This is a genomic window from Bradyrhizobium sp. USDA 4501, assembly GCF_054062115.1.
Genome location: NZ_JBSSEX010000001.1, coordinates 9,275,080 through 9,299,944, shown reverse-complemented (window position 1 = coordinate 9,299,944; position 24,865 = coordinate 9,275,080). Strand labels below are relative to the sequence as shown.

Below are 24,865 nucleotides of genomic sequence, written 5' to 3'. Positions count from 1 at the left end.
TCATGTCGGCCATTTCGAGCCGAGGATGATCGAGCAGAAGTTCGTCCTGGTATAGTTCATGTCCTTCAGCGCCAGCACGTCGGCCTTGACGTTGCCGAAGGTCGTCAGCGGCTTCCTGATGGTGCCGGCGGCGAAATGATCGATGATGTTCTCCTTGAAGTTCGCCTCGCGCGGATGGTGCGCGCAGACATGGTCGCGGTGCTCGTGCGAGAAATCGTCGTAGGCGATGCCGAGCACGTCCATCTCGACGCCGGCGGTGACCAGCGCAATGGTCGGACGCATATGCTCGGGGACGCCAGGCGTGGTGTGCAGGGCGATTGAGGTCCAGACATCCTCGATGTCGCGCTCCGGAACGCCATAGCCCTTGAGGAAGTCGCGTGCAGCGTTGGCGCCGTCGACCTCGAAGCGCAGATCGGGGCTCGCGTGAGCAGCGGTGAGGCCCATGTCGTGGAACATGGCGCCGATATAGAGCAGTTCGGGATCGAATTTCAGCTTGCGGCGGTTGCCGGTCAGCGCGCCCCAGAAGAACACGCGGCGGCTGTGATTGTAGAGCAGGGCGTCCTCGGTATCCCATACCAGCTGGGTGGCGGCGCGGGCCATCGCGCTGTCGGGTACGCGGATGCCGGCGATGATCTCGGTCATTTCAAGACGCTCCTCGATGTGGCAAGACGATGCCGTGGCGTGCGAACACGCGAGCCCGGCGCTTGTCTCTGCGGTGTGTGCGGATCGCCGGATGGCGCGATCCGTGGGGTGCTTGTCGCCCGTTTTGGCCCGATCCCGCAACGATCGCGCGCCGCCGGATCGGGCCAACCAGACGTCGTTTCGCGCCAGCGGGCAGGGAGAAGGCATGGCGGTTCAGAGGGTCGCGATCGCGATTCACGAAGGGGTTCAGGCGCTCGATGTCGCGGGTCCCGTCGACGTGTTCGCGGAGACGAACGGCTTTGTGCCGGCGGGCGATGGCTATGAGACCGTGCTGGTCGGTGCCGACTGCGAACCGCTCCGCGCGTCGAACGGCATGAAGATATCGGCCGATCTCAGCTTCGCCGAGGCACAAGAGAGGTTCGATATCCTGCTGGTGGCGGGTGGGCCGGCATTGCCCGACGCCGCGCCGGATCCCGAACTGACACAGTGGCTGCGTGGGGCGCCCGCGCGCGCCGAGCTCTATGGTTCGATTTGCACCGGCGCCTTCGCGCTCGGCCATGCCGGGCTGCTCGACGGCCACAAGGTGACGACGCATTGGCAGAACGCGCAGCGGCTGGCGGCGCGCTTTCCGGCAGCCGAGGTGATCTTCGACCGCATCTACATTCGCGATGGGCATCTGATGACCTCGGCCGGCGTGACCGCGGGGATCGATCTCGGGCTCGCGCTGGTCGCCGAGCGGCACGGGCCGCAGGTTGCGGTCGCGGTGGCCAAGCGGCTGGTCGTGGTGGCGCAGCGCCAGGGCGGGCAGTCGCAATTCAGTCCCTATCTCACCGCGCCGGTCGATGAGGATTCGCCGATTGCGCGCGCGCAGGCGCATGTCATGCAGCATGTCGGCGAGCGCCACACGCTGCAGTCGCTGGCGGAAGCCGTCGGCATGAGCGTGCGCAATTTCGGCCGCGCCTTTGCGCAGGAGACCGGAATCACGCCGCACGAATTCATCGAGCGGGCGCGGGTCGACGCCGCGCGCCGGCTGCTCGAGGGCTCAGACCGGCCGCTGAAGGCGGTTGCATTCGACTGCGGCTTCGGTTCGGCCGACCGGATGCGGATCGTGTTCAGCGAGCGGCTCGGTGTGTCCCCGGCGCAGTACCGCGCGAGTTTTCGCAAACTGTGATGCGGTTCATCAACCGGAGGCTGTATCGGGGATAGGATCGACGTCGCCGACGCCGGATCCTGCCACACATCTTCTCCCGAGAGGCCGCCCATGGACGCGCTCACGCTCTTCATCATCCGTCATGCCGAGAAGCCGGGCGATTCCTGGCCGGGACCCGGTTTCACCGCGGATGGCGTCTCCGACACCGAGTCGCTTGTGCTCCGTGGGTGGGAGCGTGCGGGCGCGTGGACCGCGTTGTTCGGCACCGATCTCACCGGCGGTGACTATGCCAAGCCCGATGCAATCTATGCCGCGACACCGGGCACCACGGCCAATCAGCCGCCGTCGAGCCGTCCGGCCGAGACGATCTCGGCGCTTGCCGCACGGCGCGGCCTGACCCCGAACGAAAGCTTTGGCAAGGGCGATGAGCCGAGGCTGGTGCCTGCGGTGCTGGCGCTGAAGGGCGTCGTGCTGCTGTGCTGGGAGCACAAGGCGATCATCTCCGATATCCTTCCGCTGATCCCGGTCAGCAAGGGCACCCCGCCGACCAAATGGGAGGGCAGCCGGTTCGACGTCGTGCTGCGCTTCGACCGCGCCAAGGGCGACGACAAGTTCGCCTTCAAGGAGCTGTTCCCGAAATTGCTGTCGGGCGATTCCGACAAGCCGCTGGGTGGCTGAATAGCGTCGCAGCTTGGCCGATCAGTCGAGCCCGAGCGCCTTGCGCGACTTCCGCGTGAGCTTTCCGGCGATGAGCGCATGCGCCTGGTCGAGATAGGCCTTGAGCTCAGCGTCGGGCAGGGAGTCGTTCGCCATCAACTGCACCCATTTGGCGCGCGCCAGATACGGCGCCGGCCGCGCCAGGCCCTGCTCGATCAGAAGGTGATAGGCCATGTTCGAGGTCTTGAACATGAAGCCGCCGGTGCTCTCGATGTAGCCGCCGGCCAGCGCGAACATCTTGCCGCCGACCTTGAACACCGACGTGCCTTCCCATTGCACCACCTTGGTGGCGGCGGGCAGGCGCAGGCAATGGGCTTCGAAGGTCTTGGGGCGCATGAGTCGCGGGGCTGGAAGGCGTTCAAAGCCATAGGCCAGCCGCATGAAGGTCGGCAAGCCCCGGACTGAGAGCCCGGCCAGTCCTCGGCCAGCAGTCGTCGCCGTCCATTTCGGAAATTTCACGAAAATGTGGTTGTTGTCCCTCCATCTGTAGATATATCGTAAGATATGTTTTCAGTAAGGAATGCACAAATGAGACGATCGATGTTTCGCGACCGGGACGATGACGGCTTCCGGTTTGGGTTCTTCGCCATGGGCCGGCATGGCCGAGGCGGTCACCGCTTTGGCCGCGGCGGCCATGGCTTCTTCGGGCGGGGTGGCGGCGGTGATTTTCCGGGATCGCGGCGGCTTTCGTCGCAGGATCTGCAACTGGTCATCCTGGCGCTGCTCGGCGAGCAGCCGGCGCACGGCTACGAGCTGATCAAGAGGATCGAAGAGCGGTCGGACGGCTTCTACAGCCCGAGCCCGGGCGTGATCTATCCGGCGCTGACATTCCTCGAGGAGATCGGCCATGCCAGCGTCACCCAGGACGCGGCGCGCAAGCTCTACAACATCACCGAGCAGGGCAGGGCGTATCTCGGCGAGAACCGCACGACCGCGGATACCATCCTCGAGGCGCTGTCGCGGATCGGCCGCCGCATGGAGGAGGTGCGCGAAGCCTTCGCCGGCGTGAGCGATCTCGACGGCGAGGCGTCCGACGAGGTGCACCGCGCCCGTCACGCGCTGAAGAGCGCGCTGCGCCAGAAGCGCGGCTGCGATGCTGCAGAGGCGCGGCGGATCGCAAAGATCCTCGACCGCGCGGCCGCTGAGATCCTGCAGCAATGACGCAGTCGCAAAGGAGCCCCTTCATGTACAACGCCGAACCGCACAGCGCGATCCGCGATGCCCGCGTCACCGCCGTCATCGAGCGCCTGCAGGCCACCCGCCGGGCGCCCGTGCGCGGCAATCCGATGCAGAGCGGCAGCCGCGACCCCCACGACTATGCCGAGCAGGGATTCTCGATCCACCCGGAGCAGGGCGAGCTGATCTATCTGTTGTGCCGCGGCCTGCGCGCCCAGCGCGTCGCCGAGTTCGCGACGTCGGTCGGAATGTCGACGCTCTATTTCGCCGCCGCGATGCGCGACAATGGCGGCGGCACCGTGATCGGGTCGGAGATCGTGCCGGCCAAGGTCGCAGCGGCGAAGCGCAATCTCGCGGACGCCGGCCTTGCCGATTACGCCGACATCCGCGAGGGCGATGCGCGCAAGACGCTGCGCGATCTTGGTAGTCCCGTCGACTTCATCCTGATCGACGGCTGGCCGGGCGACAAGGGGCCGACGCTGGCGCGCCAGGTGGTCGAGATCGTCGCGCCGCAACTGCGCGTCGGCGGCTACGTCATGAACGACAATGCCGAGGCGGATTTCCTGGAGTTCGTGCGCGGTCCCGACAACGGCTTCGTGTCGATCACGCTGCCGCTCAAGGGTGGCACCGAGCTCTGCCTGAAGGTGGCCTGACCCGGTGGACTGCATCACCTGATCGACTGCTGTCGTGATTGTGAGCCGCAACCGCACCATGCCATGCTGGATTTTGCCGGCGCTTCTTGCTCTGTTCGAGGAAAATCAGGAGCGAAGCGCCGCATGTCCGAAGTCCCGCCCAATCATCCGCTCGATCGCCCAATCTGGAGCGCGCTGACCACGAGACAACGCGAGCTGGCGGAAGGCGGCACCGATGCGCGGCGCTTCCCGCTCGCGATCGCACCCTTCGCCGACATGGTCGACATGTCGCCAAGGAGCTTTGCCGCGCTCGGTGCACTGCTGTCGGGACCTGACATCGCGGTGCTGTTCACGCCCGATCCTGTCCCGGTGCCGCCGCAGTTCAAGGTGCTGCTGGCCGAGACCGGCGAGCAGATGATCGGCGTGCCCGCGGACCATTCTGCGCCCGGCGTCGAGATCGTCACGCTCGGCGCTACCGATGTTCCTGCGATGATGGCGTTGACGGAGCTGACAAAGCCCGGCCCGTTCAGCGTGCGGACGCATGAGCTCGGCAGCTTTCTCGGCATCCGCATCAATGGCGAACTGGTCGCGATGACCGGCGAACGGATGAAGCCGGGGAACTACACCGAGATGACAGCCGTCTGCGTGCATCCGGAGCATCGCGGCCGTGGCTACGCGCAGGCGCTGCTGTCGGCGGTCGCCCGCCAGATCGTGGCGCGTGGCGAAATTCCATTCCTGCACGTCTTCACCAGCAACGTCTCGGCGATCGCGCTCTATCGCCGCCAGGGCATGGAGATCCGCCGCCGCCTGCACATCACGGTGTTGCAGAAACAGGGATAGGGATGCCCGGGAAAGTGGGTTGAGGGAAATCCCTCATTCCTCATCGCGGATCTCGTGCTTACCTTTGCCGGATCGCAACACGATGAGAGAGGATATCTCGATGTCCGAGCAATCCCAGGACAAGCGTCCCGTACCCGATCCGGCGGAGAACAATGCTTTCTTTCCGTCGCCTTACTCGCTTGGGCAATTCACCTCGGCCAAGTCGGATCTCTCCGGCGCTGACTATCCCAACGCCTACAGAGGCGGCCGCTGGAAAATTCTGATGATCGCCGCGGACGAGCGCTATCTGCTGTTGCAGAACGGCACGATGTTCTCGACCGGCAACCATCCCGTCGAGACCTTGTTGCCGATGTATCACCTCGACAAGGCGGGCTTCGAATTCGATATCGCGACCGTGTCGGGCAATCCGGTCAAATTCGAGCTCTGGGCGTTTCCGAAGGAGGACGACGCGGTCAAGAGCATCTACCAGAAATATCTCGCCAGGCTGAAGCAGCCGCTGAAGCTCTCCGACGTGATCGAAAAAAAACTCGGCAAGGATTCCGATTACATCGCGGTGTTCATTCCCGGCGGCCATGGTGCGCTGATCGGCTTGCCCGAAAGCACCGACGTGAAGGCCGCCCTGAAATGGGCGCTCGACAACGACAAGCACATCATCTCGCTTTGCCATGGCCCGGCGGCGCTGCTGGCGTCCGCGGTCGGCGAAGCCAAGGGCGACTATCCCTTCAAGGGCTACAAGATCTGCGCATTTCCCGACGCCATCGATCGGACCACGCCCGATATCGGCTACATGCCGGGCGCGCTGACCTGGGCGTTCGGCGAACAGTTGCAGGCGCTCGGGGTTGAGATCCTGAACAAGGACATCACCGGCAAGACCCATCAGGATCGCAAGCTGATCACCGGTGACAGCCCCTTCGCCGCCAATAATGTCGGCAAGGCAGCCGCAAAGGCTCTGCTCGATACGCTCGGCGGGCGTTGAGCGGACGGCGGCTCAACCTGCGGGCGGGGTGAACCGCGCCCCGCCGCCGGTGGCGGGCCAATGTCGCGCGCCTTGCAGGCCGACCTCGCTTGAGGGAAAATCCTCAACGCGCTGGGCCGCGCGCGACCGGCCTTCCGCACGACACGATGGCACCGCATGGACCGCTACATCGAAGCCGTGGTTGCGATCGAGGGCAGCGAGAGCTTGCCCGCGATCCAGGCGGCGGTGCGGTCCGCGAGCGTGCCGCTCGGCTACGACCGGTTCGTGATGTTCTCGGCGTCGCCGGCACGTGAGGACCTGGTTGACCGGATCTACTGGGTCGAAGGCGACTGGTTCGGCAAAGGCGTGACCGTCGATGCCGAAACCTATGTCCGGCATTGTCCGGTGACGCGCAATTTCCTCGATGTGGACCAGGCGTTTTTCTGGACCAAGGTGATGTCGGCGCGCGGCGAGAAGTACCGCGTGGTGCGCACGCCGCGCGGGCCCGGTTTCCATGGGCTGCAGGTTCCGGTGTTCGGGCGCACCGGCCTCGAAGGCGCGATGAGCTTCGCCGGAACGCGGATCGATGCGTCGCCGCGAACGCGTGCGGCGCTGACGATGGTCGGCGCGGCGGCCTTCCGCGCCGCCCGCGGGCTGATGGAAGCGCACGAGCCGAACGGTGCGTCGAGCCTGTCGCCGCGCGAGCGCGAGGTGTTGCGCTGGATTTCGGCGGGACGACGCCAGGCCGACATCGCGGCATCGCTCGGCCTGTCGGAACGCACGGTCGAGAACCATGTGCGGCGCGCGCGGCTTCGGCTCGGCGTCGCCACGACAGCGCAGGCCATCCGGCTTGCGATCCGCAGCGGCGAGATCGAGGACTGAGGCGCTTGCGGTCGGCCGCCACAGGGCCGGCGAGCGATCGCTGCGGCTCAGTGTTTCTTCGCCGTCTTCGCCCTGATCTTCGGCGCATGCGTGCCCGCAGCGATCCGCGTCAATGCATCGGCAAATGCACGTGCCGCAGGTCCCAGCGGTTCATCGAGCCGGTGGGCGAGATAGGCCTCCATCGCGAGCGCGGCGTTGCGGCCGAGCGCGCCGGTTTCGACCCGCACCAGGCGGCGCTCCTTCAGGTCGCGCGCCACCTGCCAGAGCGGCAGCCGGCCCCAGCCGAGCCCGGCCAGGATCATGGCGTGCTTGGTGTCCTGATTGCTCACCCGGCAGATCTGCGGCGAGAGCACGCCGAAGCTGCGGCCCTCCGACAGCGGGGTCGGATCCGACAGCACGATCTGCAGATGATCGGCGAGATCAGCCACGCTCTTGCGGCCGCGGCGGCGATCGGAAACAGCGTATCGACGACGAGCGAGAGTTCCGATTCCACCCCGTCGCCCAGGCCACGCGCCCGCGCCCGCATCGCGTCGACACGGAGCAGCAGGTCGCGCGCGTTGCCCAGCAGTGCCTTGCCCTCGGCCGTCAGCGCCGGGCGATGGCTGGAGCGGTCGAACAGCGTCAGCCCGAGTTCGGCCTCGAGGTTGGCGATGGCATGGCTGACCGCGGATTGCACCCGCGCCAGTTTGGTCGCGGCGGCGCGAAAGCTGCCGCTCTCGGCGATGGCGACAAAGGTGCGGATCTGATCGAGCGTGAGGTTGTCGAGCATGATCTATGAAATCGATCAATCGGATGCAAAACATATCACTCCTGTCGATGGTCGGGAAACGCTATCTCTGTGCTCTGACCCAGGGCGGAGTGGACGCATGACGATCGAGACGGCCGTGATGCAGCAGAGCGAGGCGAAGCGATGGGCCACGGTCGCCATCGTGATCGGTTGCGGGATCGGCGCGGCGCTGCAGGTCGGCAAGGTTCCGATTGCCGCCTCGATGCTGCAACAGAGCCTCGGCATCGATCGGCAGCGTTCCGGCGGGCGTGGTGATTGCCGCGGTTGGTGCTCGCAAGGTGCTGCTGTGCGGGCTCGCGGCCATCACGCTGGGGGCAGCCTCGGGCGCGCTCGCGCCACAGCTCGCGGTGCTATTGGCGTCGCGCCTGCTGGAAGGGCTCGGCTTCCTGCTGGTGATGGTCGCGGCTCCTGCATTGCTGGATCGTGTCGTCGATGTCAGCGCGCGCGACGTCACCATGGCGGTGTGGAGCTGCGTGATGCCGTTCGGGATCGCGCTGGCGCTGGTCGCCGGTCCGATCTTCGATGGCTGGCGCACGATCTGGTGGGCCAGTGCTGCCTTTGTCGCCCTGCTGTTCGTGCTCGCCGGCGTCATTGTGCCTGAAGTGGCATCGCGGACCGGCCCGGCGCGGAGCGGCCTGATGCAGGAAGCCACCGCGCTGGCGCGGCGCCGCACCCCGGCGCTCCTGATGGTGCTGTTTGCGCTCTACAGCCTGATGTTCTTTGCGCTGTTCAGCTTCCTGCCGATCCTGCTGACCGAGCGGCTCGGCGTATCCAGCAAAGGCGCCGGCGGGCTCAGTGCGTTGGCCGCGGCCGGCAACATCGTCGGCAATCTCGCCGCCGGTCATCTGCTCGCGCGCGGCGTCAGCCGCAACCTGCTGATTGCCGTGGCGGCATTCGTGATGGGCGCGTCCGCGCTCGGAATCTTCCTGCCGGTGCTCGGCGGCTGGGGCGCATTCTGGCTGTGCCTTTTGTTCTCCGCGATCGGCGGCCTGATCCCGGCGACGTTGCTTGCAACCGCACCCGCCGCGGCGCGATCGGCGGCGATGGTGCCTGTCATGATGGGCCTGTTGATGACGGGCAGCAATTTCGGCCAGGTCACCGCTCCGATCGCGGTCGGCGCCGTGGTCTCGGCATGGGGCTGGGGCGCGGCCTGCGTCATGGTGGTGGCCGCGGCGATCCTTGCCGGTCTCGCGGCGTGGATGCTGGCGCGCGGCGATCACAAGCGCGTAAGCGAGGCGACGGACCCGGCTTGACGCCGCGCGCGCAGCAGCCGAAGGAGTGAAGGTCTCTCACGCCAACGACAACAGGAACCTTCATGACACGCGTGCGCTGTATCACCGAAATGGGCATGGGCGTCGACGTTCACGGCCGCGACGCCACCAAGGCCGCCAAGCGGGCCGTCTCGGACGCCATCCGCCATTCCAGCCTCGGCTTCTTCCGCATGCTCGGCAAGACCGCCAACGACATGTTCGTCGACGTCACGATCGCCGTGCCGAATCCCGAAGATGTCGATATCGAAGCGGTCGCGAAGGAATTGCCCTATGGCACCAAGACCGTGAAGGCGATCGCGGGCGGGCTCGAGATTCCGTCCGATCTCGGCAACGACCCGATCCTGATCGCGAATGCCGCCGTCATCGTCAGCTTCGACGACGGCAAGTGACGCAAGCGCGTCGGGCGACCGGCATGCGTGCGCTATTCGCCGCCTTTGAAATAGTCGGGCTTGCCGGTCGTCCAGGTCTCGCCCCAATGCTGGCCGCCGCCGTCGACGGTCAGCGTCTCGCCGGTGATGAACTTGCCGGAGGGCGCGGCGAGGTAGACGGCGGCCTCCGCAATGTCCCAGGGCGTGCCCGGGCGCATCATCGGATTGGAGCGCGGGTAGGCGGCGCGCGCCGCTTCGCTGTAGACGTTCCAGCCCTCGGTCTCGATCGCGCCGGGCGCGATGCAGTTGATGCGGATGTTCAGCGGCGCCCATTCGACCGCGAGCGCGCGCGACAGGCCGATCACACCGGAGCGTGCCGCGATCGAGTGCGCAATGCCGTAGAGGCCGTGCGTCGTGACCACGACGATGTTGACGATGCTGCCGGGATGCTTGCGGTCGCGCCAGCGCTGCGCCGCGGCCTGCATCATGTACCAGGTGCCGTTGAGGTTGGTGTTGATGACCGCATTCCAGCCCTTGATCGAGACGTCGATCGCGGGTTGCGGGAACTGGCCGCCGGCGCTGTTGACGAGATGATCGACGCGGCCGTGCTCAGTCCACAGCGCCTCGAGCATCGCATTGACCGCGTCGGGATCCTTGATGTCGGCGACATGCGCCGACGCCTTGAGCCCGCGATGGACGAGATGATCGACCAGTGCGTCGAGCCTGTCGGCATTGCGGCCTGCGACGACGACATGCGCGCCGAGCCGCGCGAACAGCCATGCGATGGCGCGGCCGATGCCGCCGGCGCCGCCGGACACCACGACCACCTGACCGGCGAGCGCATCGGCCGCGAACACGGTCGGGTGCGTTGCGAGTTCGTCGTCGGAGAGGCCGAGCATTGCGCCTGTCGTTGCGCCCGTCTGTTGATCGTTCATGGCCGGTTGCAGACCTTGCGGCTTTCACTGAGCTCCGTACATTAGCCGTCCATCAATAAACCTGCAAAGCAACAACCGTGCAAAGAATGTCGACATGACCGACTTGTCTGCCTTTCCCATCACAAAGCGCTGGCCCGCCCAGCATCCGGACCGCCTGCAGCTCTATTCGCTGCCGACGCCGAACGGCGTGAAGGTCTCGATCATGCTCGAGGAGATCGGGCTGCCCTACGAGGTCCATCTCGTCGACTTCAACAAGGATGACCAGAAGACGCCGGAGTTCCTGTCGCTGAACCCGAACGGCAAGATTCCGGCGATCCTCGATCCCAACGGCCCCGGCGGCAAGCCGCTGCCATTGTTCGAATCCGGCGCTATCCTGCAATATCTCGCCGACAAGACCGGCAAGCTGTTGCCGGCGGACGTCGCGCGCCGCTATCAGGCCATCCAGTGGGTGCATTTCCAGATGGGCGGCATCGGACCGATGTTCGGCCAGGTCGGCTTCTTCCACAAATTCGCCGGCAAGGATTACGAGGACAAGCGGCCGCTGCAGCGCTACATCGCCGAGTCGAAGCGCCTGCTCGGCGTGATGGAGACGCATCTCGCCGGACGGCAGTGGTTCATGGACGACGAATACAGCATCGCCGACATCTCGATGCTCGGCTGGGTGCGCAATCTGATCGGCTTCTACGGCGCGCGCGAGCTCGTCGAATTCGACCAGTTCACGCAGGTCGCGGCCTGGCTGGAGCGCGGTCTCAAGCGGCCGGCAGTCGAGCGCGGATTGAACATTCCGAAGCGGCCCTAAGCAACCTACTTCAGCAGCTCATAGACGATGGGATTGTCGGCACAGGCGGCAAAGCCGCACTCGAGCAGGGTGGAGAGCACATTCAGTGCCGTCAGCCCGACCACCAGCCACACCGCACCTTGCGCGACCCTGCCGGGCGAGCTGCCCGGCGCCGCGCGGTGCGCGAACTGGCGGTCGAACAGCAGCATCGCCGCGAGCATCACGATCGCGGCGATGAATCCGATCAGCGCCCACGTATAATAATGATAGCCGAGCAGCGCCGAACCGTAACCGGCGTCGCCGGGGAGGATGTGCAGCAGCACCTGCCGGGTCGAGACCGTGGCGCCAAGGACGGCCGTGAGCAGCGACAACGCATAATGACTCGGCCGCGGCCCGAAGCGGATATTGAGGATCGGCCCGATCGCCAGCAAGGCGAACAGGATGCGCTGCAACAGACAGAGCGGGCAGGGCAGCTCGTGGAGCAGCAGCTGCGCGGCAAAGGCGGCGGCCAGTACCAGCGCCAGCCCATAGAGCGCGACGGCATTGAGGGTGACGGCCTGCGTGTCGTTCATGGCCGGCCTCAGAACGACAAAGTGAGACGGTCGGTGGCGTGGTGCAGCAAGGTCGCGACGCAGGCGATCAGGGTCACCGCGAACAGACCGATCGCGACGGGACGCGGGCCACGCCAGGCCACCAGCAGGGCGATGGTGATGGCGAGAAACAATGCCGTGAATTCCATTCCCAGCCTCCCGATGCGAGCCGGCCGCAGTCTATGACAGATTCGTGTGCGCTCGCGACGGTGCGAATGGGCATTGTCGCTTGCGCGCGGCTCCGCCAAGATGGCATCACCAGTTGAGTTCATCCCAGCCGGGGCACCTCATGACCACAGCCGCCATCAAGCCCGTTGCCCATCCCCGTCATCAGCCCTGGTACAAGATCCTCTACGTCCAGGTGCTGATCGCGATCGTGGCAGGTGTCCTGATCGGATATTTCTATCCGAATCTCGGCAAGGAATTGAAGCCGCTGGGCGACGGCTTCATCGCGCTGATCAAGATGATGATCGCGCCGGTCATCTTCTGCACCGTGGTGCACGGCATCTCCTCGATGGGCGACCTCAAGCGCGTCGGCCGGGTCGGGTTGAAGACCCTGATCTATTTCGAGGCGGTGTCGACGGTGGCGCTTGCGGTCGGTCTTCTGGTCGGCGAGCTGCTGCAGCCCGGCCACGGCTTCAATATCGATCCTTCCACGATCGATCCGAAATCGGTCTCCAATTACGTCACGCAGGCCAAAGAGCAGGGCATCGTTGCCCATCTGATGGCGATCATTCCGGACAGCTATCTCGGCGCGGTCGCGCGCGGCGACCTGTTGCAGGTGCTGCTGATCTCGATCCTCTCGGGCTTCGCCATCGCTCTCATGGGCAAGGTCGGCGAGCCGATTGCGTCAGCGATCGACACGGCCGCCAAGATGTTCTTCGGCATCATCCGGATCATCGTCCGCGTCGCGCCGCTCGGCGCATTCGGCGCGATGGCCTTCACGGTCGGCGCCTACGGCCTCGGCTCGCTGCTGAATCTGGCAGCGCTGATCGCGACCTTCTACCTCACCAGCATCCTGTTCGTGCTGATCGTGCTCGGCGCCATCGCGCGGCTCGCCGGCTTCTCGATCATCCGCTTCATCGCCTATATCAAGGACGAGCTCCTGATCGTGCTCGGCACGTCGTCGTCGGAGACGGTGCTGCCGCAGATGATCCAGAAGATGGAGCATCTCGGCGCCTCGCGCTCGGTGGTCGGCCTCGTGGTGCCGACCGGCTACAGCTTCAATCTCGACGGCACCAACATCTACATGACGCTGGCGACGCTGTTCCTGGCGCAGGCCACCAACACGCATCTGACGATCTGGCAGGAGCTCGGCATTTTGGGCATCGCCATGATCACCTCGAAGGGCGCGTCCGGCGTCACCGGCGCCGGCTTCATCACGCTCGCCGCAACGCTGTCGATCGTGCCCGATATTCCGATCCAGTCGATCGCGATCCTGGTCGGCATCGACAAGTTCATGAGCGAGTGCCGCGCGCTCACCAACCTGATCGGCAACGGCGTCGCCTGCGTCGTGATCAGCCTGTCGGAAGGCGAGCTCGACAAGCAGGCGCTGCACGAGACGATGGCGCATCCGCTCGAGCTCGGCGAGGCGCTGGAGCCGGGCGGCTCAGGCTAGAGCAATATGAAGTTAAGGGGCCGTCGGATAGGGCGCTGCCAAAATATCGAAAACAACCCCATGCAAAGCAGCCGGCGGCGGCCGGTGTTCGAGCAGGCAACTTGACATGTCGGGCAACTCAGGGATACTCTTCTAATATTCCGAAATTGCGCAGGTGTCCGCTCGTCCCAAGGCTGTCGCATATGGCATCTGCGGGCCTCTGCAACTGACTGCGTCGCAGGCGGGAGAGGGGAACGCGTCTCGTTCGCGGCCGCAGCCTAGGTCGTGAACCCATGAAGTGGGAAGGGCCCGCACTGTAGGATGACGACTATGCGCCAAGCCTTGCGTGCATGATGCTCCATCGATAGTCCGTGGCGGGACTGGCTCACCTCAGCGAGTTCGTCCATCCAGCCCAATCCAGGAACGCTTAACTATGCTCACCGTCTATGGCGAAGGTCGTGGCTTCCGTGTTGTCTGGCTGCTTGAGGAATTGGGATTGGCCTATCGGCTGCGCCCGGTCGATCTGCTCGCTGGCGGGATTGATCGCGATTTCCTCGCGATCAATCCCGCCGGCTTCATTCCCGCACTGCAGGACGGCGAGACGATCATGGTCGAATCGATCGCGATTCTCGAGTACCTGCTCGCCCGGCACGGCTCAGGTTCGCTTGCCGTCGCTCCGGACGATCCCGCCTTCGCGTCCTATCTGCAATTTCTCCATCTGGGCGAGGCCGGGCTCGCCGGGCCGATGAACGCCGTCATTGTCGGTCGCCAACTGGCGCCCGAAGCCGAGCGAGATGCCCGGGTTACCTGCTGGGCATTCGAGACCTTCGAGAGCCGGCTGGGGTTGGTTATCCGCCGTCTCGCGGATTGCCCCTATCTCGCCGGCGACCGATTCACTGCTGCCGATATCTCGGTGAGCTACGCTCTCCTGCTCGGCATGCGAACCGGCAACTACGTCCCCGGTCCTACCGAGCGGGACTATCTCGCCCGCACGACGGCACGCCCTGCCTACGCACGAGCAATGGAAAGCTGCCAGGCCACCAAGGCTTGGGCGGCGAGATCACCGGGATTGTAGTGCTCGCTTCAAGCCGGCTGTGGCTCCACGCTTACAAGTCCACTGCCCGGGCTGTGTACTCATTAGCGGCTGGCGCTGATGTGCGCTCAACCCCCACAGCGGCGAAAAAGCGGTCATCTCCCGAGATCGCCGAACGGCCGCAAGCGGGAGTGCCGCCTACTTCCCTCGATACCGAAGAGCTTCAACCAGCAGCGAGAATGCCGGTGAAGGTTGACGACGGCTAGGGTAGTACAGGTGGTATCCGGAAAATGGAGGACACCAATCCGACAGTACCCGAACGAGCCGTCCGTCGGAGACGTAGGGCTGCACGTTACGCTCCATCAGGTATGCGAGGCCAAAGCCGTTCAACGCCGCTTGCAGGAGCGGGCCTGCGCCGTTGAAGACGAGCTGGCCGTCGACCCGCACGTTGAGCGCGCGCCCGTCCTTCTCGAATTCCCAAGCGTAGAGCCCGCCATGGGTCGGCAGGCGCAGGTTCAGGCAGTTGTGGCTGGTCAGATCCTGGGGGGTGCGCGGCCTCTTTCGGTTGGCAAAATATGACGGAGCGCCCACGACCGCGGACCGCAAATCCGGTCCGACTCGAACGGCAATCATGTCTTTCGCGACCAGCTCGCCAGGTCGGATACCGGCGTCGTATCGCTGCGCAACGATGTTCGCGAGGCCGTAGTCGACAATGACTTCGACACTGATGTCCGGGTAATTCGGCAGGATCTTCGCCAGGGCGGGCAGCAGGATCGCTTCGGCGGCGTGTTCGGTCGCCGTGATCCGGATGTTGCCGGCCGGTTTCTCCCGCAACTCGCCAAGGGCCGACAGCTCGGCGTCCATTTCCTCAAATTTCGGCCCGACGCTTCGGAGCAGGCGCTCTCCCGCCGGAGTCGGCGCAACGCTTCGCGTGGTGCGGTTGTACGCCGCGGCCTCTCGGCTCAACAATCGGCGTCTCTGGAATACTGGATCACCCGCATGCGCGTGTGATGACACTGAGCAAGCTGAGTAAGCCAATTCCGTCACTCTGAGCAGCGCCGCCTATTCGACGAGATCCAGCATTTTGAAAGGTCAGCAATGGTAGAGAGCTTCGAAGGAAAGGTTGCGCTTGTTACCGGCGCCGCTGGTGGCATTGGTCTGGCGACAGCCAGGGCATTTGGTGTTGCAGGCGCGTCCGTGGTCGTTGCAGACAGCAACACAGCGTTGCTCGAAACTGCCGCTGCTGAACTGCGATCCGCGGGTCATGACGTCCTTGCCGTCGGCTGCGATGTAACGGATCGGGGCCAGGTGAACGCAATGATCGAGCAGGCGATCGAGACTTACGGGAAGCTCGATGCAGCCTTCAACAATGCGGGCATCAACTGCGATGCTGCGCCATTGGTTGAAACGGAAGATGCCGAGTTTGACAACATCATCGATGTCAATCTGCGCGGTGTGTGGAACTGCATGAAGGCGGAGCTTCGCCACATGACCGCACAAGGAAGCGGCGCAATCGTCAACTGCTCGTCGATCGGCGGGATGAGGGGCTCCAAAGGGCGCGCCGCCTATTCCGCCAGCAAATTCGGGGTGATAGGTCTCACCCGCGCCTCCGCACTCGATTATGCCGGGAAGGGCATCCGTATCAACGCAGTATGCCCGGGCATTATCGGCAATACTCCGATGGCGAAGCGGGTAACAAGGAACAACGATCCAGAGATCGTCAAGGCGTTCGTAGCAGCCGAACCGATCGGACGCCTTGGTGAACCTGAAGAAATCGCTGCCGCTGTTCTATGGTTATGCGGTTCGGCGGCAAGCTTTGTGGTCGGCCATGCCTTGGTGGTCGATGGAGGTATTTTGGCCTAACCAGCGGGTGAATGACGTCGCGCCGCCAGAGCAGCATCAGTCCGGGACGCCGGCCGCCTTCAGCGTCTCGCGATAGGTCGCGGACATCGCTTCCACCGGAAAGGGAATCCGCGACAGGAAGCCGGAGATCGTGAACTCCGGGTCGACCTTGAGCAGCTCGCGCGCGATCTGGGCCGCGCGTGCGGTGTCGCCGGTCCTGACCAGCGCCACGATCAGGACGCGCAGCGCCACCGCGAAGCGGCGGTTCTGCGCCAGCGCCTTGTCGGCCCACATCACTGCTTCGGCAAAATTCCGGTCGAGCACTGCGCAGATCGCCAGTGCCGCGGCGGCGAACCAGCCGCGCGGGTCGCGCGGGTTCAGCCGTTGCGCGCGCTCGATCATGGCGCGGCCAGCTTTCTGATTGCCGCGCATCGCCTCGATCCAGCCGCCGAGCACGAGCGCCATCGCCGAGTTCGGATTGATCGCAAGCGACCGCTCGAACAGGTCGCGCGCGGGCTCGATCTCGTCGGCCATGTTCCAGATCGCGAACGCCGCCATCCACAACACCTGCGGGTCACCGGGCGCGAGCTCGACCGCGCGCCAGGCCTGCGCCACCGCGCGCTCCCGGTAGGCGTCGTTCGGCTTCAGCCAGCCCTGGACATGGCGCATCGCATGACAATAGGCGGAGGCCGCCAGCGCGGGCGCATAGGCGGGGTCGAGCGCCAGCGCCTGGTCGAGGCAATCGAGTGCAGCTTCGATGCTCTCCGGCGTGAACTCGTAACGCAGGCTGTAGGCGCGCAGCAGCAGGTCGTAGGCGTCGAGCCTGTCGGGCGGCGCTGCCCGCACCCGCTCGGCTTCCGCGACGAGCAAGGTCGGCTCGATCGCGCCGACCACGTTCTCGGTGATGCGGTCCTGCAGGTCGAACACGTCGGTAGCGGCGCCATCGAACCGGTCGGCCCACAGATGCGCGCCGGAGACGGCGTCGATCAGCTGCCCGGTGATCCGCAGCCGATCGCCGCCGCGGCGGACGCTGCCTTCGAGCACATAGCCGACGCCAAGATCGCGTCCGACCTGGCGGATATCGACCGCCTTGCCCTTGTAGGTGAAGGCGGAGTTGCGCGCGATCACGGTGAGCCGGCTGCAACGTGCGAGCGCGGTGGTGATGTCCTCGGCGATGCCGTCGGCGAAATAATCCTGCTCGGGATCGCCGCTCATATTGGTGAAGGGCAGCACCGCGATCGACGGGCCCTCGCTGGGCCGCGGCGGGCTGGCATTGTCTGCAATCGGACGATCGTGCGCGGTGTCCTCGCGGACATCGCCGACAAAACGCAGACCTTTGCGGGGCAGGGTGCGGATCAGCCGCTGCTCCTCGCCATTGTCGCCGATCGCGGTCCGCGCGGCATTGATCCGGCTGCTCAGCGTCGCTTCCGAGACGATCCGGCCGTGCCAGACCGCGGCCAGCACCTCGTCGCGGCTGACCACGCGATCGCGGGCGCGGATCAGGAATTCGAGGAGGTCGAAGACCTGCGGCTCGACGGCCACCAGATTATCGCCACGGCGCAGCTCACGGCGCTCGGGATCGAGGGTCAAGTCGTTGAAATGGTAAGTCAAATCGAAGAGTCCGGCGGCCCGCGGCTGAGTTCGTGGCGGAACCTAGCACAGGTCGGGTGGAGCCAAAATCACGACGCTCTGAAGGACAAATCCACGTCCTCTGAAAGCGGACGGTGGCGGTCGCTGCGATATTCAATCCCGACACCAGACTTAAGGAGATCGCCATGTCGCAGTCCATCAATCAGCAGCGCCGCCGCTTCCTTGGCATCGCCGGCGGGATCCTTGCTGCTTCCAAGTTCGGCTTCGTCTATTCGGCTCAGGCTCAGTCCAAGCCGGCGCTGCCTGCGATCAAGGCCGGCGCCCACACCACGATCGGTCCGGTCAAGCAGATCAATGCCGGCGTGCTTGATACCGGCTATGTCGAGATGGGTCCTGCGTCCGGTCCCGCAGTGATCCTGCTGCACGGCTGGCCCTACGACATCCACAGCTATGCCGACGTCGCGCCGGCGCTGGCCGAGGCCGGCTACCGCGTGATCGTGCCGCATCTGCGCGGCTATGGCACCACGCGCTTCCTCTCCAGCGACACCATGCGCAGCGGCCAGCCGGTCGCGGTCTCAGCCGACATCATCGCGCTGATGGACGCGTTGAAGATCGAGAAGGCCGTGCTCGGCGGCTATGATTGGGGCGCGCGCACCGCCAACATCATGGCGGTGCTCTGGCCCGAGCGCTGTAAAGCCATGGTCTCGGTGAGCGGCTATCTGATCGGCAGCCAGGCGGCCGGCAAGATGCCGCTGCCGCCGAAGGCCGAGCTGCAATGGTGGTACCAGTTCTATTTCGCGACCGAGCGCGGCCGCGAGGGCTATGCCAAGAACCGGCACGATTTCAACAAGCTGATCTGGCAGCTGGCGTCGCCGCAGTGGAAGTTCGACGACGCCACCTACGACCGCAGCGCGGCGGCCTTCGAGAATCCTGATCACGTCGATATCGTGATCCACAATTACCGCTGGCGGCTTGGTCTCGCCGAGGGCGAGGCGAAGTACGACGCGTTCGAGAAGACGCTCGCCCAGGCGCCCGTGATCGCGATCCCGACCATTACGATGGAGGGCGATGCCAACGGCGCGCCGCATCCGGAGCCCGCGGCCTATGCCAAGAAGTTCTCCGGCCATTACGAACATCGGCTCCTGACCGGCGGCATCGGCCACAATCTGCCGCAGGAGGCGCCGCAGGCCTTCGTCCAGGCCATCATCGACGTCAGCAAGGTCTGAGACGGAGCGGATCGAGGATCATGAGACAGGTTTTGAAATGGGCAGCTGCCGCGATCGCGGCAGCCTGCATCAGCGCGTCATTGCCGTTTGCCGTCGGACATGCCGATGACGCCGCACTGGCATCGCCGATCTTCGGCGTGAAAATCCCCGACGGCTATCGCGACTGGAAGCTGATCGCGGTCGGCGAGGAGACCGGGCTCGACGAACTGCGCAGCGTGCTCGGCAACGCGACCGCCGTGAAGGCCTATCAGGACGGCGCCGCGCGTTTCCCCGACGGCACCGTGCTGGTCAAGCTGGCCTGGAAGCGCAAGCCCGTTGATGGCCTCAACGGCGCCTTCATCGCGGGGCCGGCGACCACGGTCCAGGTCATGGTCAAGGACGCGGCCAAATATGCATCGACCGGAGGCTGGGGGTTCGGCCGCTTCGTCGACGGCAAGCCGGTCGATGCCGCTCAGCACGAGACCTGTTTCGCCTGCCACGAGGCCCATGCCAGCGATCACGATTTCGTCTTCACGCACTATGCGCATTGAATGCCGGCAATATCGGTGTGGAGACCTGATGGCTCCGATCTGGCGCCGGGATTGCCGCGAGGCTAATTTCCCGCCGCAATCGCATGCGGGGAACGGCATTGACCATCACCATCTACGGCATCAAGAACTGCGACACCATGAAGAAGGCGCGGGCCTGGCTCGACGATCACGGCGTCGCCTACGACTTCCACGACTACAAGACCGCCGGGATCGCCAAGGATAAGCTCAAGCAGTGGAGCGACGAGGTCGGCTGGGAGACACTGCTCAATCGCGCCGGCACCACCTTCAAGAAGCTGCCCGATGCCGACAAGGAAGGCCTGAACGAGCGCAAGGCGCTGGCGCTGATGGCCGAGCAGCCCTCGATGATCAAGCGCCCGGTGCTCGATCTCGGGGGCAAGCGCGTGGTCGGCTTCAAGCCGGACATCTACGCCAAGGAAGTGCCGGCGAAGGCGCGCAAGAAGGGCTAAGGCGCTTCCAGCGATGCCGCGACCGCTTCGCGAGAAGTGACGAGTCTAGATCAGCTCGACTGATTCATGGCTCGCCGGACCATCTGTGGGCACGAACCTGCGGTCGATCACGGCCCGCTCCGTGACCACCGGGGCCGACTTCGCAGCCACGCCCATCAGATTGTGCAGCCGGAAGCCGCCGTCGATGCTGATCGCCTTGTAGGAGCCGATGATGTGCTCGACGTTGTCGCCGCGTCCGAACGGCAGCAGCAGCCGCTCATAGGACACGTCCTTGCCGTCGGCGTCCGTGACCCCCGCAACTGTATAGGTCGGACGCTTGCGCGCGAGGCAAGCACGATAGGACAGGATCACGCCGGCATAGCGCTCGGGGCCGATCGCGTCATCGAGATAGCGGTTGGTGCGCAGCCGCGGCTCGACGTGCTCGTTGCCATAGGCCGTCGTCAGCCTCGCGCCTTCCTGCGTGATCAGGAAACGGGCGGCCTCGCCACTGCCGACCACGTCAAAGCCCATCATGTCGGCGCGCTCGTCGGCGGTGCCCTCGGTGTGGAAGTCGCACAGCAGGGGAAGCGCGTCCGGCATGCGCAGCGCGCGCAGCCAGGCGTTCAGCAGCACACGCTGCGTGATCGATTTGACCACCGATGGATCGGCACTTCTGAATTGCATCGGCTAGCCGAATTCAGGCACATCCCCGGACGGGATGCGGCCAGGGACAAGTTCATCGATCTGCGGGATGGTTTGGCTGCGGGCATAAAGTCGCAGCCACGTGCCGAGGAAATCACGTTGCGGGATCGATTTGACGACCGAAGAATTGGCGCGCTTGAAATGCAAGGCTCTAGCCGTTCATCATGCAATGGCCGGAGCTTCGGCGAGAGGCGCAAATATTCTATGAAAGTGGGAGTCCGGAGCAAAACACCGTTAACGACCGCTTTCCCGAGGCGCAAAGCGCACCGAAATGCCATTCGACTAAGGATCAACCGGAACCGGTCACGCTGATGCCGCACTGCACAGCTTTCCACCTTGCGTAACTGCCGCAGATGACGGCATATTCCGGCCCGGAGGCGACGGGCCCCGGACGGTTTCCAAGACGGATCGGACGCCTGTCGGACACGAAAAAAGCTGGCCACGCGGGCGAGGGGCTTCGCAGCGATGGCGTATGGGGGAATCTATTTGGCCGATGAGTTCATCCTCGAAACCAGCGGATTGACCAAGGAATTCGCGGGTTTCTTCGCCGTTCGCGACGTCGCGTTGAAAGTGCGTCGGGGCAGTATCCATGCGTTGATCGGGCCGAACGGCGCCGGCAAGACGACCTGTTTCAATCTGCTGACCAAATTCCTGAAGCCGTCGGCAGGCCAGATTCGCTACAAGGGCAACGACATCACCGCGATGCCGCCGGCCGACGTGGCGCGCCTCGGGCTGGTCCGTTCGTTTCAGATTTCGGCGGTATTTCCGCATCTGACCGCGCTCGAGAACGTTCGCGTGGCGCTGCAGCGGCAGCACGGTTCGTCGTTCGATTTCTGGCGTTCGAAAAGCGTGCTCGACCGCTTCAATCCGCGCGCCCACGAGCTCCTGAACGACGTCGGCTTGAGCGAATTCGCCAATACGCCGGCGGTCGAGATGCCGTACGGCCGCAAGCGCGCACTTGAAATTGCAACGACGCTCGCGCTCGACCCCGAGATGATGCTGCTCGACGAGCCGATGGCCGGCATGGGCCACGAGGACATCGACAAGATCGCGGCGCTGATCAAGCGGATCTCCGCGAAATACACCATCCTGATGGTCGAACATAACCTCTCGGTGGTGGCCAACCTCTCCGACATCATCACGGTGCTGACGCGCGGGCAGGTGCTGGCGGAGGGCAACTACGCCGACCTCTCCAAGGACGAGCGCGTGAAGGAAGCCTATCTGGGAGCGGGTCATGGCTGAGGCAAAACTGGCGGAGAAGCCTGTCGCTGCGGCCGGCGCCGACGTGCTGACGGTCAAGGATCTGCAGGCCTGGTACGGCGAATCCCACATCCTTCACGGCATCAATTTCAACGTGAAGGCCGGCGAGGTGGTGACGCTGCTCGGCCGCAACGGCGCCGGCAAGACCACCACGTTGAAGTCGGTGATGGGCGTCATCAACAAGCGCTCCGGCTCGATCCGCTTCGACAATCAGGAAATCATCCGCGCCACCTCGGACAAAATCGCGCGGCTCGGCATCGCATTCTGTCCCGAAGAGCGCGGCATTTTCGCCAGCCTCGACGTGCGCGAGAACCTGCTGCTGCCGCCGGTGGTGCGCCCGGGCGGCCTGCCGCTCGACCAGATCTTCACGCTGTTTCCCAACCTGAAGGAGCGCCTCACCAGCCAGGGCACCAAGCTCTCGGGTGGCGAGCAGCAGATGCTGGCGATCGCGCGCATCCTGCGCACCGGCGCGCGCTTCCTGATGCTGGACGAGCCGACCGAAGGGTTGGCGCCGGTCATCATCCAGCAGATCGGGCACACCATTGCGCGCCTGAAGTCGCAGGGATTCACGATCCTGTTGGTCGAACAGAATTTCCGTTTCGCCTCGACCGTTGCGGACCGCTATTACATTGTCGAGCACGGCAAGGTGATCGACGGCTTCGCGAATTCCGAGCTGTCGGCCAACATGGACAAGCTCCATACCTATCTCGGCGTCTGATATCGCCAGAACCAGAAAATTTAGGACGAGGGAATACGACATGAAGAACAAGATTTCGGCGCTCTTGCTCGGCACCGCGATGGTGCTGTCCGCCGCAAGCGTCGCCTCCGCCCAGGAAAAGCTCGACAAGACGGTCAAGATCGGCGCGCTGTCGGACCAGTCCGGCCTCTACGCGGATCTCGCCGGCCCCGGCTCGACGCTGGCGGCGCAGATGGCGATCGAGGACTCCGGCCTCAAGGCCAAGGGTTGGACCATCGACCTGATCTCCGGCGATCACCAGAACAAGCCCGATATCGGCACCACCATCGCCCGCCAGTGGTTCGACGTCGACAAGGTCGACACCATCGTCGACGTGCCGAATTCCGGCGTCGCGCTCGCGGTCAACAACGTCGTGAAGGAAAAGAACGGCGTCTACATCAATTCAGGCGCCGCCACCTCGGATCTCACCAACGCGCAGTGCTCGCCGAATACCGTGCACTGGACCTACGACACCTACATGCTCGCCCACGCCACCGGCCAGGCGCTGGTGAAGGCGGGCGGGGACACCTGGTTCTTCCTCACCGCCGATTACGCGTTCGGCGCCGCGCTCGAGCGCGACACCACGTCAGTCGTCACCGCCAATGGCGGCAAGGTGGTCGGCGGCGTCAAGCATCCGCTCAACACCGCTGACTTCTCCTCCTTCCTGCTGCAGGCGCAGGCTTCCAAGGCCAAGATCATCGGCCTCGCCAATGCCGGCGGCGACACCACCAACTCCATCAAGCAGGCGGCCGAGTTCGGCATCGTCAAGGGCGGCCAGAAGCTCGCGGCGCTGCTGCTGTTCCTCACCGACGTCAAGGCGATCGGGCTCGAGACCGCGCAGGGCCTCAACTTCACCGAGACGTTCTACTGGGACCTCAACGACAAGACCCGTGCCTTCTCCAAGCGCTTCTCGGACCGGATGAAGAACAGCGCGCCCCCGACCATGGTGCAGGCCGGCGTCTATGCGGGCCTCATGCATTACTTCAAGGCGCTGGAAGCGCTCGGTGGCAATCCGCATGACGGCGCCAAGGTGGTCGCGAAGATGAAGACGATCCCGACCGACGATCCGCTGTTCGGCAAGGGCGAGGTCGAGGCCAACGGCCGCGTCACCCACGATGCCTATCTGTTCGAAGTGAAGAAGCCCTCGGAGTCCAAGGGACCGTGGGACTTCTACAAGCTGGTCGGCACCGTGCCGGGCAACCAGGCCTTCACGCCGCTCGACAAGAGCGCCTGCGCGCTTCTGAAGAAGTGACGATCATGCCCGCCGGCCATGCGCGTGGCCGGCGGGCTTCATCTATCTAGCGAAAGCTCATTCGATGCAGGCTCTCTACGCACAGCTTCTGGTGGGACTGATCAACGGCTCGTTCTACGCGCTGCTCAGTCTGGGGCTCGCCGTCATCTTCGGCATGCTCAACATCATCAATTTCGCGCATGGCGCGCTCTACATGATGGGCGCCTTCGTGGCGTATTTCCTGCTCAACCTGGGCGGCATCAATTACTGGTGGGCGCTGATCATCGCACCCGTCGTGGTCGGCATCTTCGGCATGATCCTCGAGCGGACCATGCTGCAATGGCTGACCGGCCTCGATCATCTCTACGGATTGCTGCTGACCTTCGGCATCGCGCTGATCGTGCAGGGCGTGTTCCAGAACTATTTCGGCTCCTCGGGCCTGCCTTACTCGATCCCCGATCAGCTCAAGGGCGGCGTCAATCTCGGCTTCATGTTCCTGCCGATCTATCGTGGCTGGGTCGTCATCTTCTCGCTCGTGGTGTGCCTTGCGACCTGGTTCCTGATCGAGAAGACGCAGCTCGGCGCCTACCTGCGCGCCGCGACCGAGAACCCGACGCTGGTGCGCGCGTTCGGCATCAACGTGCCGCGCATGATCACGCTGACCTACGGGCTCGGCGTCGGTCTTGCCGCGCTCGCCGGCGTGCTGTCGGCGCCGATCAACCAGGTCCGCCCGCTGATGGGCGCCGATCTCATCATTGTGGTGTTCGCGGTGGTCGTGATCGGCGGCATGGGCTCGATCATGGGCTCGATCATCACCGGCTTCGCGCTAGGCGTGATCGAGGGACTGACCAAGTATTTTTATCCCGAGGCCTCCAACACCGTGGTGTTTGTCCTGATGGTGGTGGTGTTGCTGGTGAAGCCAACGGGACTGACGGGACGGGCGGCTTGA

Annotated in this window: 28 protein-coding genes and 2 pseudogenes; 20 read left to right on the top strand and 10 right to left on the bottom strand. The window is 64.7% G+C overall.

Annotated elements, in window-relative coordinates; genetic code table 11:
- Nucleotides 1–642, bottom strand: a complete 642-nt coding sequence (locus tag ACVWZM_RS43590; protein ID WP_057019820.1) for an HD domain-containing protein — start codon at nucleotides 640–642, stop codon at nucleotides 1–3.
- A 205-nt stretch (nucleotides 643–847) separates the two neighbouring features.
- On the opposite strand from ACVWZM_RS43590, the gene ACVWZM_RS43585 reads away from it, so the two are divergent.
- Together ACVWZM_RS43585 and ACVWZM_RS43580 are read left to right on the top strand one after the other, a co-directional pair.
- Entirely contained in the window at nucleotides 848–1,813 is a 966-nt protein-coding gene (locus ACVWZM_RS43585) for a GlxA family transcriptional regulator (protein ID WP_456856355.1), read from the top strand.
- A gap of 90 nt (nucleotides 1,814–1,903) precedes the next feature.
- Nucleotides 1,904–2,470, top strand: coding sequence for a hypothetical protein (locus tag ACVWZM_RS43580; RefSeq protein ID WP_018271230.1), 567 nt, complete (start codon nucleotides 1,904–1,906; stop codon nucleotides 2,468–2,470).
- A 21-nt stretch (nucleotides 2,471–2,491) separates the two neighbouring features.
- On the opposite strand, the gene ACVWZM_RS43575 is transcribed toward ACVWZM_RS43580, so the two are convergent.
- Nucleotides 2,492–2,845 carry an MmcQ/YjbR family DNA-binding protein gene (locus ACVWZM_RS43575; RefSeq protein WP_057019824.1) on the bottom strand — a complete coding sequence of 118 codons (354 nt, stop codon included), beginning with the start codon at nucleotides 2,843–2,845 and terminating at the stop codon, nucleotides 2,492–2,494.
- A 192-nt stretch (nucleotides 2,846–3,037) separates the two neighbouring features.
- Here ACVWZM_RS43575 and ACVWZM_RS43570 point away from each other — a divergent pair, with 192 nt between their 5' ends.
- The 5 genes from ACVWZM_RS43570 to ACVWZM_RS43550 all read left to right on the top strand — a co-directional run bounded on the left by ACVWZM_RS43570 (nucleotide 3,038) and on the right by ACVWZM_RS43550 (nucleotide 6,994).
- On the top strand, nucleotides 3,038–3,670 hold the full coding sequence (locus ACVWZM_RS43570) for a PadR family transcriptional regulator (protein WP_456784706.1): 633 nt from the start codon (nucleotides 3,038–3,040) through the stop codon (nucleotides 3,668–3,670).
- Nucleotides 3,671–3,693: 23 nt separating this feature from the next.
- Nucleotides 3,694–4,338 carry an O-methyltransferase gene (locus ACVWZM_RS43565; protein ID WP_456856353.1) on the top strand — a complete coding sequence of 215 codons (645 nt, stop codon included), beginning with the start codon at nucleotides 3,694–3,696 and terminating at the stop codon, nucleotides 4,336–4,338.
- 123 nt (nucleotides 4,339–4,461) lie between these two features.
- On the top strand, nucleotides 4,462–5,157 hold the full coding sequence (locus ACVWZM_RS43560; protein ID WP_057019827.1) for a GNAT family N-acetyltransferase: 696 nt from the start codon (nucleotides 4,462–4,464) through the stop codon (nucleotides 5,155–5,157).
- A gap of 100 nt (nucleotides 5,158–5,257) precedes the next feature.
- Nucleotides 5,258–6,133, top strand: coding sequence for a glyoxalase III HchA (gene hchA, locus ACVWZM_RS43555; protein ID WP_456856352.1), 876 nt, complete (start codon nucleotides 5,258–5,260; stop codon nucleotides 6,131–6,133).
- Between the two features lie 156 nt (nucleotides 6,134–6,289).
- Nucleotides 6,290–6,994, top strand: coding sequence for a PA1136 family autoinducer-binding transcriptional regulator (locus tag ACVWZM_RS43550; RefSeq protein WP_456856351.1), 705 nt, complete (start codon nucleotides 6,290–6,292; stop codon nucleotides 6,992–6,994).
- A gap of 47 nt (nucleotides 6,995–7,041) precedes the next feature.
- Here ACVWZM_RS43550 and ACVWZM_RS43545 read toward each other — a convergent pair.
- A pseudogene (locus ACVWZM_RS43545) lies at nucleotides 7,042–7,763 on the bottom strand (LysR family transcriptional regulator).
- 269 nt (nucleotides 7,764–8,032) lie between these two features.
- Here ACVWZM_RS43545 and ACVWZM_RS43540 point away from each other — a divergent pair.
- Together ACVWZM_RS43540 and ACVWZM_RS43535 are read left to right on the top strand one after the other, a co-directional pair.
- Entirely contained in the window at nucleotides 8,033–9,034 is a 1,002-nt protein-coding gene (locus ACVWZM_RS43540; protein WP_456856349.1) for an MFS transporter, read from the top strand.
- Nucleotides 9,035–9,096: 62 nt separating this feature from the next.
- Complete coding sequence (locus tag ACVWZM_RS43535) at nucleotides 9,097–9,441, top strand: Lin0512 family protein (RefSeq protein WP_076831854.1); 345 nt, start codon at nucleotides 9,097–9,099, stop codon at nucleotides 9,439–9,441.
- A 32-nt stretch (nucleotides 9,442–9,473) separates the two neighbouring features.
- On the opposite strand, the gene ACVWZM_RS43530 is transcribed toward ACVWZM_RS43535, so the two are convergent.
- The gene (locus ACVWZM_RS43530; RefSeq protein WP_456856347.1) at nucleotides 9,474–10,355 is read right to left on the bottom strand and encodes an SDR family oxidoreductase; all 882 of its coding nucleotides are present in this window, start codon (nucleotides 10,353–10,355) and stop codon (nucleotides 9,474–9,476) included.
- Between the two features lie 94 nt (nucleotides 10,356–10,449).
- On the opposite strand from ACVWZM_RS43530, the gene ACVWZM_RS43525 reads away from it, so the two are divergent.
- On the top strand, nucleotides 10,450–11,154 hold the full coding sequence (locus tag ACVWZM_RS43525) for a glutathione S-transferase family protein (RefSeq protein ID WP_456856345.1): 705 nt from the start codon (nucleotides 10,450–10,452) through the stop codon (nucleotides 11,152–11,154).
- 5 nt (nucleotides 11,155–11,159) lie between these two features.
- On the opposite strand, the gene ACVWZM_RS43520 is transcribed toward ACVWZM_RS43525, so the two are convergent.
- Nucleotides 11,160–11,705 carry a disulfide bond formation protein B gene (locus ACVWZM_RS43520; protein WP_456856344.1) on the bottom strand — a complete coding sequence of 182 codons (546 nt, stop codon included), beginning with the start codon at nucleotides 11,703–11,705 and terminating at the stop codon, nucleotides 11,160–11,162.
- A gap of 8 nt (nucleotides 11,706–11,713) precedes the next feature.
- The gene (locus ACVWZM_RS43515) at nucleotides 11,714–11,872 is read right to left on the bottom strand and encodes a DUF5993 family protein (protein ID WP_456856342.1); all 159 of its coding nucleotides are present in this window, start codon (nucleotides 11,870–11,872) and stop codon (nucleotides 11,714–11,716) included.
- A 140-nt stretch (nucleotides 11,873–12,012) separates the two neighbouring features.
- On the opposite strand from ACVWZM_RS43515, the gene ACVWZM_RS43510 reads away from it, so the two are divergent.
- Together ACVWZM_RS43510 and ACVWZM_RS43505 are read left to right on the top strand one after the other, a co-directional pair.
- Complete coding sequence (locus ACVWZM_RS43510; RefSeq protein ID WP_076831866.1) at nucleotides 12,013–13,341, top strand: dicarboxylate/amino acid:cation symporter; 1,329 nt, start codon at nucleotides 12,013–12,015, stop codon at nucleotides 13,339–13,341.
- A gap of 412 nt (nucleotides 13,342–13,753) precedes the next feature.
- The gene (locus tag ACVWZM_RS43505; RefSeq protein WP_456856340.1) at nucleotides 13,754–14,395 is read left to right on the top strand and encodes a glutathione S-transferase family protein; all 642 of its coding nucleotides are present in this window, start codon (nucleotides 13,754–13,756) and stop codon (nucleotides 14,393–14,395) included.
- Between the two features lie 156 nt (nucleotides 14,396–14,551).
- Here the strand turns inward: ACVWZM_RS43505 and ACVWZM_RS43500 are convergent.
- Nucleotides 14,552–15,295, bottom strand: a pseudogene (locus ACVWZM_RS43500) (LysR substrate-binding domain-containing protein); the annotation flags it as partial.
- A 156-nt stretch (nucleotides 15,296–15,451) separates the two neighbouring features.
- Here ACVWZM_RS43500 and ACVWZM_RS43495 point away from each other — a divergent pair.
- Nucleotides 15,452–16,216, top strand: coding sequence for a glucose 1-dehydrogenase (locus ACVWZM_RS43495; protein ID WP_438071096.1), 765 nt, complete (start codon nucleotides 15,452–15,454; stop codon nucleotides 16,214–16,216).
- A gap of 36 nt (nucleotides 16,217–16,252) precedes the next feature.
- Here the strand turns inward: ACVWZM_RS43495 and ACVWZM_RS43490 are convergent, their stop codons facing one another.
- Nucleotides 16,253–17,806 carry a winged helix-turn-helix domain-containing tetratricopeptide repeat protein gene (locus tag ACVWZM_RS43490; protein WP_456856338.1) on the bottom strand — a complete coding sequence of 518 codons (1,554 nt, stop codon included), beginning with the start codon at nucleotides 17,804–17,806 and terminating at the stop codon, nucleotides 16,253–16,255.
- A gap of 164 nt (nucleotides 17,807–17,970) precedes the next feature.
- Here ACVWZM_RS43490 and ACVWZM_RS43485 point away from each other — a divergent pair, with 164 nt between their 5' ends.
- From ACVWZM_RS43485 to ACVWZM_RS43475, 3 genes are all read left to right on the top strand, one after another.
- Nucleotides 17,971–19,011 carry an alpha/beta fold hydrolase gene (locus ACVWZM_RS43485; RefSeq protein ID WP_253587050.1) on the top strand — a complete coding sequence of 347 codons (1,041 nt, stop codon included), beginning with the start codon at nucleotides 17,971–17,973 and terminating at the stop codon, nucleotides 19,009–19,011.
- A 20-nt stretch (nucleotides 19,012–19,031) separates the two neighbouring features.
- Nucleotides 19,032–19,541 carry a cytochrome P460 family protein gene (locus ACVWZM_RS43480; RefSeq protein WP_076831881.1) on the top strand — a complete coding sequence of 170 codons (510 nt, stop codon included), beginning with the start codon at nucleotides 19,032–19,034 and terminating at the stop codon, nucleotides 19,539–19,541.
- 98 nt (nucleotides 19,542–19,639) lie between these two features.
- Nucleotides 19,640–20,008 (top strand): ArsC family reductase, encoded by a 369-nt coding sequence (locus ACVWZM_RS43475; RefSeq protein WP_085967190.1) that lies wholly within the window; start codon nucleotides 19,640–19,642, stop codon nucleotides 20,006–20,008.
- Nucleotides 20,009–20,053: 45 nt separating this feature from the next.
- Here the strand turns inward: ACVWZM_RS43475 and ACVWZM_RS43470 are convergent, their stop codons facing one another.
- A complete protein-coding gene (locus ACVWZM_RS43470; RefSeq protein WP_456856335.1) occupies nucleotides 20,054–20,671 on the bottom strand; it encodes a hypothetical protein in 618 nt (205 codons plus the stop codon).
- 3 nt (nucleotides 20,672–20,674) lie between these two features.
- The gene (locus ACVWZM_RS43465) at nucleotides 20,675–20,836 is read right to left on the bottom strand and encodes a hypothetical protein (protein ID WP_159109470.1); all 162 of its coding nucleotides are present in this window, start codon (nucleotides 20,834–20,836) and stop codon (nucleotides 20,675–20,677) included.
- Between the two features lie 339 nt (nucleotides 20,837–21,175).
- Between ACVWZM_RS43465 and ACVWZM_RS43460 the strand changes: the two genes are divergently transcribed.
- The 4 genes from ACVWZM_RS43460 (at nucleotide 21,176) to ACVWZM_RS43445 (ending at nucleotide 24,865) form a co-directional block, all read left to right on the top strand.
- Complete coding sequence (locus tag ACVWZM_RS43460) at nucleotides 21,176–21,931, top strand: ABC transporter ATP-binding protein (RefSeq protein WP_456856333.1); 756 nt, start codon at nucleotides 21,176–21,178, stop codon at nucleotides 21,929–21,931.
- A complete protein-coding gene (locus tag ACVWZM_RS43455) occupies nucleotides 21,924–22,667 on the top strand; it encodes an ABC transporter ATP-binding protein (protein WP_076831885.1) in 744 nt (247 codons plus the stop codon). The genes ACVWZM_RS43460 and ACVWZM_RS43455 overlap by 8 nt, the downstream gene beginning before the upstream one ends.
- A gap of 40 nt (nucleotides 22,668–22,707) precedes the next feature.
- Nucleotides 22,708–23,937, top strand: a complete 1,230-nt coding sequence (locus tag ACVWZM_RS43450; RefSeq protein WP_456856331.1) for an ABC transporter substrate-binding protein — start codon at nucleotides 22,708–22,710, stop codon at nucleotides 23,935–23,937.
- Between the two features lie 64 nt (nucleotides 23,938–24,001).
- Nucleotides 24,002–24,865, top strand: coding sequence for a branched-chain amino acid ABC transporter permease (locus ACVWZM_RS43445; RefSeq protein WP_016839880.1), 864 nt, complete (start codon nucleotides 24,002–24,004; stop codon nucleotides 24,863–24,865).

Excerpts from the sequence above, each read along its gene's own strand:
- ACVWZM_RS43590 (WP_057019820.1), bottom strand. The coding sequence starts at position 642 with ATGACCGAGATCATCGCCGGCATCCGCGTACCCGACAGCGCGATGGCC.
- ACVWZM_RS43585 (WP_456856355.1), top strand. The coding sequence starts at position 848 with ATGGCGGTTCAGAGGGTCGCGATCGCGATTCACGAAGGGGTTCAGGCG.
- ACVWZM_RS43580 (WP_018271230.1), top strand. The coding sequence starts at position 1,904 with ATGGACGCGCTCACGCTCTTCATCATCCGTCATGCCGAGAAGCCGGGC.
- ACVWZM_RS43575 (WP_057019824.1), bottom strand. The coding sequence starts at position 2,845 with ATGCGCCCCAAGACCTTCGAAGCCCATTGCCTGCGCCTGCCCGCCGCC.
- ACVWZM_RS43570 (WP_456784706.1), top strand. The coding sequence starts at position 3,038 with ATGAGACGATCGATGTTTCGCGACCGGGACGATGACGGCTTCCGGTTT.
- ACVWZM_RS43565 (WP_456856353.1), top strand. The coding sequence starts at position 3,694 with ATGTACAACGCCGAACCGCACAGCGCGATCCGCGATGCCCGCGTCACC.
- ACVWZM_RS43560 (WP_057019827.1), top strand. The coding sequence starts at position 4,462 with ATGTCCGAAGTCCCGCCCAATCATCCGCTCGATCGCCCAATCTGGAGC.
- hchA (WP_456856352.1), top strand. The coding sequence starts at position 5,258 with ATGTCCGAGCAATCCCAGGACAAGCGTCCCGTACCCGATCCGGCGGAG.
- ACVWZM_RS43550 (WP_456856351.1), top strand. The coding sequence starts at position 6,290 with ATGGACCGCTACATCGAAGCCGTGGTTGCGATCGAGGGCAGCGAGAGC.
- ACVWZM_RS43535 (WP_076831854.1), top strand. The coding sequence starts at position 9,097 with ATGACACGCGTGCGCTGTATCACCGAAATGGGCATGGGCGTCGACGTT.
- ACVWZM_RS43530 (WP_456856347.1), bottom strand. The coding sequence starts at position 10,355 with ATGAACGATCAACAGACGGGCGCAACGACAGGCGCAATGCTCGGCCTC.
- ACVWZM_RS43525 (WP_456856345.1), top strand. The coding sequence starts at position 10,450 with ATGACCGACTTGTCTGCCTTTCCCATCACAAAGCGCTGGCCCGCCCAG.
- ACVWZM_RS43520 (WP_456856344.1), bottom strand. The coding sequence starts at position 11,705 with ATGAACGACACGCAGGCCGTCACCCTCAATGCCGTCGCGCTCTATGGG.
- ACVWZM_RS43515 (WP_456856342.1), bottom strand. The coding sequence starts at position 11,872 with ATGGAATTCACGGCATTGTTTCTCGCCATCACCATCGCCCTGCTGGTG.
- ACVWZM_RS43510 (WP_076831866.1), top strand. The coding sequence starts at position 12,013 with ATGACCACAGCCGCCATCAAGCCCGTTGCCCATCCCCGTCATCAGCCC.
- ACVWZM_RS43505 (WP_456856340.1), top strand. The coding sequence starts at position 13,754 with ATGCTCACCGTCTATGGCGAAGGTCGTGGCTTCCGTGTTGTCTGGCTG.
- ACVWZM_RS43495 (WP_438071096.1), top strand. The coding sequence starts at position 15,452 with ATGGTAGAGAGCTTCGAAGGAAAGGTTGCGCTTGTTACCGGCGCCGCT.
- ACVWZM_RS43485 (WP_253587050.1), top strand. The coding sequence starts at position 17,971 with ATGTCGCAGTCCATCAATCAGCAGCGCCGCCGCTTCCTTGGCATCGCC.
- ACVWZM_RS43480 (WP_076831881.1), top strand. The coding sequence starts at position 19,032 with ATGAGACAGGTTTTGAAATGGGCAGCTGCCGCGATCGCGGCAGCCTGC.
- ACVWZM_RS43470 (WP_456856335.1), bottom strand. The coding sequence starts at position 20,671 with ATGCAATTCAGAAGTGCCGATCCATCGGTGGTCAAATCGATCACGCAG.
- ACVWZM_RS43455 (WP_076831885.1), top strand. The coding sequence starts at position 21,924 with ATGGCTGAGGCAAAACTGGCGGAGAAGCCTGTCGCTGCGGCCGGCGCC.
- ACVWZM_RS43450 (WP_456856331.1), top strand. The coding sequence starts at position 22,708 with ATGAAGAACAAGATTTCGGCGCTCTTGCTCGGCACCGCGATGGTGCTG.
- ACVWZM_RS43445 (WP_016839880.1), top strand. The coding sequence starts at position 24,002 with ATGCAGGCTCTCTACGCACAGCTTCTGGTGGGACTGATCAACGGCTCG.